Origin of the sequence: Streptomyces sp. SID486 (assembly GCF_009865385.1) — a bacterium.
GTDB lineage: Bacteria > Actinomycetota > Actinomycetes > Streptomycetales > Streptomycetaceae > Streptomyces.
On record NZ_WWJT01000645.1, the window covers coordinates 1 to 6,825 of the forward strand.

Genomic DNA, 6,825 nt, shown 5'->3' on the forward strand with positions numbered 1-6,825 from the left:
GGCCCTCACCCATTTCAAGATCACACGTCAGTGATCGCTGTCACCAACCTCCGTGGACAGAACACCTAGGGCAGTTCCTCCGGCAGCCCGAGCGCCGCGGACACCTGCCGCCAGATCGCGGTGAGCGGTCATGACCCCGGCGTGGAGCGGCGACATGGCAGCCATGCTCAACCAGGCCGACGGCCCTTCCGCCTTCGGCTTCCAGGCACCCGCGGAGGGCTCACCGGTCAACTCCGACTGCTACGCCATCCCCTGGAGCGCCCAGCACCCCGGCACCGCGATGCTCTTCATCGACGATGCCGCACGGCGGCGTACGGCACTCCGGTTACGGCAGCGATCTGTCCCTCACCGGCCTGCTCGACTACACGCAGGTCAAACACGTCATGCTGTGACCGCGGCCGGGCCGTGCGCCGCCAGGGTCTATCGTGTCCCCCATGTCTGTGCCGGAACTGATCCGTATCGTCTCGCGCGACTCACCGATGGCCCTGGCCCAGGTCGAGCGGGTCCGCGCCGAGTTGTCCGACCTGCATCCGGGGGTGCGGACCGAGGTCGTCCCGGTGAAGACGACCGGTGACAAGTGGATGGGCGACCTGTCCGCGGTCGAGGGCAAGGGGGCGTTCACCAAGGAGGTGGACGCGGCCCTGCTGGCCGGGGAAGCGGACCTCGCGGTGCACTGCGTCAAGGACGTGCCCGCCGACCGGCCGCTGCCCGCCGGAACGGTGTTCGCCGCGTTCCTGAAGCGGGACGACGTCCGGGACGCGCTGGTGCACCCGGGCGGTCTGACCCTGGACGAGCTGCCGGCCGGCACCCGGATCGGCACCTCCTCGGTGCGCCGGATCGCCCAGCTGGCCGCGACACATCCGCATCTGGAGTGCGTGCCGTTCCGCGGCAACGCCAACCGCCGGCTGGAGAAGCTGGCCGCGGGCGAGGCCGACGCCCTGCTGCTGGCGGTGTCCGGGCTGGAGCGCATCGGCCGGACCGACGTGATCAGCGAGGTGCTGTCGACGGACGAGATGATGCCGCCGATCGGCGCGGGCATCCTCGCCCTGCAGTGCCGGGAGGGCGACACCGCGCTGATCGACGCCGTCAGCGGGCTCGGCGACCCGGACACCTATCGCGAGGCGACGGCCGAGCGGATGTTCCTGCATGTGCTCCAGGGACACTGCAACAGCCCGATCGCGGGGTACGCGCGCGTGGACCGCGGTGGGGAACTCTCCCTGCGGGCCTGTGTGTTCACGCCGGACGGCAAGACCCGGCTGAACGCCCACGAGTGGGCGGGCAGGCTCGATCCGGCCACGCTCGGCACCTCGGTGGCGGTGGCGCTGCTGCGGCAGGGCGCCCGGGAGATCATCGACGGCATCCCGCACTGAGCGGCGCGGGTCAGCGTGCTCGTGCGGCGGTCGGCCCCGGCCCGTCTCAGGCGGTGCCGGGCTCCGTCTGGTCCCTGAGGAAGGCGGACACCTGGTGGGCCAGACCGGCCTGCCCGGTGCTCGCGGGGGCGGCGGACGCGGTGGCCTCCATGACGCCGATGCCGCCCGCCCACAGCCGGCGGTCGGCCCACTCCTCGTCCACCCGCAGCTGCACCTGGACGTCGACGTGGGTCAGGGCGCCCTCGGGCGCGGCGGCGTAGAGCACGGCGGTGGCCCGGCGCAGCGGGTAGACGTCGAAGCCCTCGATGAACTGCGAGTTGCGCCAGTCGATGAAGGCGCCCTCGCCGTCCGGGCCGACGCGGACGTCGAGCTGGCCGTCCTCCAGATGGATGCCGAAGTGGCGCTCGCCACGGTTCTCGACGGTCACCCGGACACTGAAGTACGTCAGCCCGGCGGCTGCGTCGTCCCGTCCGCGCGGCGGCTCGGCCGCCTCCAGACGGTGGACGCGGACCCGCAGACCGGCATGCTCCTCGTACTCCTGCCAGTCCCCGACCACGTTCGGCTCGTACACAGTGCCCCTCTCGACCTTCGAGAGCTGCTGTCTATCTGTGTGCTCAGCGCACTGTCAAATGAGTGGAATGCGCTGTGGCCAGGGTGTTCACCCGCTTTGATCGGTGATCAAGCGCTGCCCAGGAAGAATCCGTCGGCGGCCTGTCCGGGCCGGTGCGGGCGCGTGCCGCACATCACGTCCGGACCAAGATCAGCGGGCCAGCCGGCCGAGCAGCGCGGAGGCGGCGGCGACACCGAGCGCGGCGGCCACCGCCAGGACGGCGAAGTCGGCGCCGGGATGCGCGGGCGTCCCGAGCAGGAGCCCGCGCAGGGCGTCGACTTGGTAGCTGAGGGGGTTGACCTTGCTGACGGCCTGCAGCCAGCCCGGCATCACCGAGACGGGGTACAGGGCGTTGGAGCCGAAGAAGAGCGGCATGGTGATCGCCTGCCCGAAGCCCATCAGCCGGTCGCGGCTGAGGACGATGCCCGCGATGGTCATCGACAGGCAGGAGAAGAAGACGGAGGCGAGGACGACCGCGAGGGCGACGCCCAGCAGCCGCAGCGGGTTCCAGGTGAGGGCGACGCCGAGCAGCGCGGCGATGACGATCACGACGACCGCCTGGACCAGCGACTTCACCCCGGCCGCGAACGCCTTGCCGGTGATCAGGGCGGAGCGGGGGGTCGGCGTGACGAGCAGCTTGTTGAGGATGCCGGCGTCCCGCTCCCAGATGATCTGGATGCCGTAGAAGATCGCGATGAACATCGCCGACTGGGCGATGATGCCGGGCGCCAGATAGTCGATGTACGGCACTCCGCCGGTGGGTATCGCCCGGATCCTGGTGAAGGTCTGACCGAAGATCAGCAGCCACAGGGCGGGCTGGACCGCGCGGGTGTACAGCTCGGTCCGGTCGTGGCGCAGTTTCTGGAGCTCGACCGCGCACATGGCGACGACCCGGGCGGGCAGCAGCCGCCAGCCCGGGCGGGGCACGGGCGGGGTCAGCAGCAGTGTGGTGTCCTCAGCCGACGCGGTGCGCGGTACGGCGGGTGCTCCGGACATCGCGGAAACCTCCTCCGGAAGTGTCGTCGAGGCCGCTGCCGGCGATGTCCCGGAAGACGTCCTCCAGCGTGGGCAGGCCGGTGGTGCCCTGCCGCTCGGCGAGACCCCGGCGCAGCGCGGCCGGGGTGCCGAGGGCGCGGACGCGTCCGCGGTGCATCAGGCCGACCCGGTCGCAGTACTGGTCGGCCTCGTCCATGTAGTGGGTGGTGACCAGGACGGTCATGCCGGTGGCGGCGCGTACGGCGTTGATGTGCTCCCAGACGCCGGTGCGGGCGATCGGGTCGAGGCCGATGGTGGGCTCGTCCAGGATCAGCAGGCGGGGCGCGCTGACCAGGGCCTGGGCGAGCTCGAGGCGGCGGACCATGCCGCCGGAGTAGGTCTTGGCGAGCCGGTCGGCGGCGTCGGTGAGGCCGACGGCGGCCAGGGCCTGGGCGACCCGTGGGGCGCGCTCGCGGCGCGGCACGTCGAAGACCCGGGCGAACAGGGCGACGTTCTCCCGGCCGGTGAGCCCGCTGTCGGCGGACAGCTGCTGCGGGACGTAGCCGAGCAGGCGCCGCACCGCCATGCGTTCCTTCGCGGCGTCGTGGCCGAAGACACGGACCGTGCCGGGCGGGACCGGCAGCAGTGTGGTGATGCAGCGGATGGCGGTGGTCTTCCCGGCACCGTTGGGTCCGAGCAGCCCGAAGACCTCGCCCTCGTGCACGGCAAGGTCCAGTCCGTCGACGGCACGGGTGCCACCGAAGGCGTAACCGAGCCGGGTACAGGCGACGGCCTCGGTCCCCGCGGCGGACGGTGAGGTGCCGCTCCCGGCGGTGGAGGGAGGGGTGTCGGCGGCGGCCCGGGGTGAGGTGCCGGGGGCGGCGGTGGAGGGAGGGGTGTCGGCGGCGGCTTGGGGTGAGGTGCCGGGGGCGGCGGAGGATGAGGTGTCGGGGGCGGCAGGCGTGCCGGGTCGTTCCGGGTTCTCGTTCGTCATGTCTCCTCGGCTTCCTCGTGCAGCGTGGCGGCCAGCCCGCGCAGGGCGGGCAGGGCCGCGCGCAGCGCCTCCCGGTCGGCCTCGCCGAGCCGGGCGACGTGCCGGCCGACCAGTTCGGTGCGGCGGCGCTGCCAGTCCGCGAGCCGCTGCTCGGCCGCTCCGGTCAGCAGCAGACGGGCGGCACGCCGGTCGGCCGGGTCGGTCTCCCGGACCAGGTAGCCGTCCCGGGCGAGCTGGTTGACCAGGGTCGACACGGAGTTGCCCGCCAGGTGCAGCCGCCGGGCCGCGTCCGAGATCCCTATGCCGGGCCGGGACTCGACCAGTCGCAGCAGTTCGACCTCGGCACCGCGCAGCCGGGGCCCGCTGATCCCGCCGCGCAGCCGGCGCCGGATCAGCCGCTGGACGCCCACGAGCGCGTCGGCCAGGTCCTCCGGAAAGGTGTCCGCTTCCACGCCTGGAGATTACCTCTGTTACAGAGATATCTCCTCCCAAGAGGCGGTCAAGGGCGTGACGAAGAGGGTTCCGGAGAGGGTCACAGCCGACCGATATGTACGGAATTGTTTTGTGATGTCCCTAGGCGGGAATGGGAACAACTGTGCTTCGGACAGGAGGCACCTCCGTGGGAGCCGGCTTCGCCGCACGCCCAGATGCCCCTTCATCGTCCGAGCGCGCCTCCCACGGTGTCTGTCCACCGGCACCTGCTGAGAGAGGTGCGCGCACATGCCTGTCACCGGCAGTACCAAGCCCCACCCCCATGACGACGCCCCGGACACCGGTGCGGCCTTCGAGCGGCTCGCACGGCTGCCCGACGGCCCCGAGCGCCAGGCCCTGCGGGACGAACTGGTCCGGTTGTGGCTGCCCATGGCGGAGCGGATCGCCGTACGGTTCCGCGGCCGCGGCGAGGCCCTGGAGGATCTGTACCAGGTGGCCGCGCTGGGCCTCGTCAAGGCCGTCGACCACTACGATCCCGAGCGCGGCCGCGCCTTCGAGGCGTACGCGGTGCCCACCATCACGGGGGAGATCAAACGCCACTTCCGGGACCACATGTGGACCCTCCACGTCCCCCGCCGGGTGCAGGACCTGCGCAACCGGGTCCGCGCCGCCGCGAAGGAACTGGCCCAGTCCACCTCGGGCCGGGCACCGACCGTCGCGGAGATCGCCGTGCACACGGGGCTCAGCGAGGACGAGGTGCGCACCGGCATGGAGGCCCTGGAGTGCTTCTCGGCACTGTCCCTGGACGCCGAGGTGGCCGGCACCGACGGGTACGCGCTCGGTGACTCCCTGGGCGGCCCGGACCCGGGCTTCGACCTCGTCGTCGACCGGGCCGCGGTCAAGCCGTGTCTGGCGACGCTGCCCGAGCGCGAGCGCACCATCCTCTACCTGCGGTTCTTCCGTGGCATGACCCAGAGCCGGATCGCCGAGCAGCTCGGTATCTCGCAGATGCACGTCTCGCGGCTGCTCAGCGGCTGCTTCGACCGGCTGCGCGAGGAACTGCTCACCGAGACCCGGGCCCGTTGAGCCGGTCCCGCCCACGGGTGCCGCCGGCCCCCTCACCGGGGTCCGCGGACCCCGCCCCTCATTCCGCCTCGGCTCCGGGCACCTGCGTGGGGCCGAGGCGGTCGAGGGCGTCCTCCAGCGCGACGCGGACGTCGGCCGGTATCTCACCGCGGCGGCCCCAGATCAGGATCAGCTCCGCGATGTGGCGCAACTTGATGTTGGTGTGCTGGGAGACCTCCTTGAGCACCTCCCAGCCTCGGTCCGGGGTGACCCGGGCGAGGGCCACGATCATGCCGATCGCCTGGTCCACGACCGCGTGCGAGGCCATGGCCTGCTTCAGCTGGTCGACCTCCGCCTGCAGCGCGGCCACCCGGTCCGCCTCGCTCTGTGTCATCTCTCCATCCTCGGCAGGGGGCTGCACCACTGCCACCTGGGGTACTCGACAGGCGTTCCACCCACGTCCGGCCGGACACTGGTGCCAGACCGGTGGCCGCCCGGCCCCGAGAGCAGGACGACTGCCATGAACCACGACACCCCCGCCGGGGCACCGCGCCGGAAAGACGTCGTCTCCACCCACGCCGTCTTCGGCGCGCCGTGCTGGGTGAGCCTGACCAGCCGTGACCTCCAGGCCACCCAGGACTTCTACTCGGCGGTCCTGGGCTGGCGCTGGCGCGGCGCCAAGCTCGGCGAGCACTTCAGGATCGCCCTGGCGAACGGGGTGCCGGTGGCCGGGATCGCGGCCGTCGCCACCATGTGGCAGATGGCGGTCGCCTGGACGCCGTACTTCGCCGTGCCGGACGCGGACGTCGCCGTGGCCCGGGCGCGGGAGCGCGGCGGGACGGCGGCGGTGGGGCCGCTGTCGTTCCCGCCCGGCCGGGCGGCGCTGCTCGCCGACCGGGACGGCGCCACCTTCGGCATCTGGCAGGGCGAACTGGTCGGCAACTGGGAGGCGTGGCGGCAGGCGGCACCGACCTTCGTCCGGCTGCACACCCGGGACGCCTTCGACGCCGCGATCTTCTACGGCGAGATCCTGGGCTGGGCGAGCGGGCAGCCGGGGTGCTGCGAGGTGGAGTACGACGGTGGCGAGGTGCTGCTGCGCAGCCGGGGTGACGTCGTGGCGCGTATCGACTCGGGCGCGGTCGAGGCCGCCCCGGACCCCTCCGTGCGTCCGCACTGGCAGGTCCACTTCGCGGTGAGCGACGTCGCGGGCTGCGCCCGCGCCGCGGAGAAGCACGGCGGCAGCGTGCTGCGCGAGGACGAGTCCGAGGCGATCCTGCGGGACGCGGACGGCGCGCAGTTCACCGTGATGGCACGCGGGGCCCGCTGAGCCGGGCGGCCCGCGGGCCGCGGCCAGGCCCGCCCAGCGGGCGGGCCGCAGC

8 protein-coding genes are annotated in these 6,825 nt (G+C 72.5%); 3 read left to right on the forward strand and 5 right to left on the reverse strand.

Going from position 1 to position 6,825, the window contains the following annotated elements; translation table 11 throughout:
* The first annotated feature begins 434 nt into the window (after positions 1-434).
* Positions 435-1,370: a hydroxymethylbilane synthase gene (gene hemC / locus GT045_RS30210; RefSeq protein WP_161336119.1), complete on the forward strand. Its 936-nt coding sequence runs from the start codon at positions 435-437 to the stop codon at positions 1,368-1,370.
* Between the two features lie 46 nt (positions 1,371-1,416).
* Here the strand turns inward: hemC and GT045_RS30215 are convergent, their stop codons facing one another.
* The 4 genes from GT045_RS30215 to GT045_RS30230 all read right to left on the reverse strand — a co-directional run bounded on the left by GT045_RS30215 (position 1,417) and on the right by GT045_RS30230 (position 4,401).
* Complete coding sequence (locus tag GT045_RS30215) at positions 1,417-1,941, reverse strand: hypothetical protein (protein WP_161336120.1); 525 nt, start codon at positions 1,939-1,941, stop codon at positions 1,417-1,419.
* A gap of 189 nt (positions 1,942-2,130) precedes the next feature.
* On the reverse strand, positions 2,131-2,976 hold the full coding sequence (locus tag GT045_RS30220) for an ABC transporter permease (protein ID WP_161287634.1): 846 nt from the start codon (positions 2,974-2,976) through the stop codon (positions 2,131-2,133).
* The gene (locus GT045_RS30225) at positions 2,936-3,949 is read right to left on the reverse strand and encodes an ATP-binding cassette domain-containing protein (RefSeq protein WP_237538989.1); all 1,014 of its coding nucleotides are present in this window, start codon (positions 3,947-3,949) and stop codon (positions 2,936-2,938) included. The genes GT045_RS30220 and GT045_RS30225 overlap by 41 nt, the downstream gene beginning before the upstream one ends.
* On the reverse strand, positions 3,946-4,401 hold the full coding sequence (locus GT045_RS30230; protein ID WP_161287635.1) for a MarR family transcriptional regulator: 456 nt from the start codon (positions 4,399-4,401) through the stop codon (positions 3,946-3,948). The genes GT045_RS30225 and GT045_RS30230 overlap by 4 nt, the downstream gene beginning before the upstream one ends.
* 268 nt (positions 4,402-4,669) lie before the next feature.
* Here GT045_RS30230 and GT045_RS30235 point away from each other — a divergent pair, with 268 nt between their 5' ends.
* Complete coding sequence (locus tag GT045_RS30235; RefSeq protein ID WP_161287636.1) at positions 4,670-5,467, forward strand: RNA polymerase sigma factor SigF; 798 nt, start codon at positions 4,670-4,672, stop codon at positions 5,465-5,467.
* A 58-nt stretch (positions 5,468-5,525) separates the two neighbouring features.
* Here GT045_RS30235 and GT045_RS30240 read toward each other — a convergent pair whose 3' ends face one another.
* On the reverse strand, positions 5,526-5,840 hold the full coding sequence (locus GT045_RS30240) for an ANTAR domain-containing protein (protein WP_161287637.1): 315 nt from the start codon (positions 5,838-5,840) through the stop codon (positions 5,526-5,528).
* A gap of 126 nt (positions 5,841-5,966) precedes the next feature.
* Between GT045_RS30240 and GT045_RS30245 the strand changes: the two genes are divergently transcribed.
* Entirely contained in the window at positions 5,967-6,773 is an 807-nt protein-coding gene (locus tag GT045_RS30245) for a VOC family protein (protein ID WP_161287638.1), read from the forward strand.
* The last annotated feature ends 52 nt before the right edge of the window (positions 6,774-6,825 follow it).

Coding starts and splice junctions, on each gene's coding strand:
- hemC (WP_161336119.1), top strand. CDS start 435: ATGTCTGTGCCGGAACTGATCCGTATCGTCTCGCGCGACTCACCGATG.
- GT045_RS30220 (WP_161287634.1), bottom strand. CDS start 2,976: ATGTCCGGAGCACCCGCCGTACCGCGCACCGCGTCGGCTGAGGACACC.
- GT045_RS30225 (WP_237538989.1), bottom strand. CDS start 3,949: ATGACGAACGAGAACCCGGAACGACCCGGCACGCCTGCCGCCCCCGAC.
- GT045_RS30235 (WP_161287636.1), top strand. CDS start 4,670: ATGCCTGTCACCGGCAGTACCAAGCCCCACCCCCATGACGACGCCCCG.
- GT045_RS30240 (WP_161287637.1), bottom strand. CDS start 5,840: ATGACACAGAGCGAGGCGGACCGGGTGGCCGCGCTGCAGGCGGAGGTC.
- GT045_RS30245 (WP_161287638.1), top strand. CDS start 5,967: ATGAACCACGACACCCCCGCCGGGGCACCGCGCCGGAAAGACGTCGTC.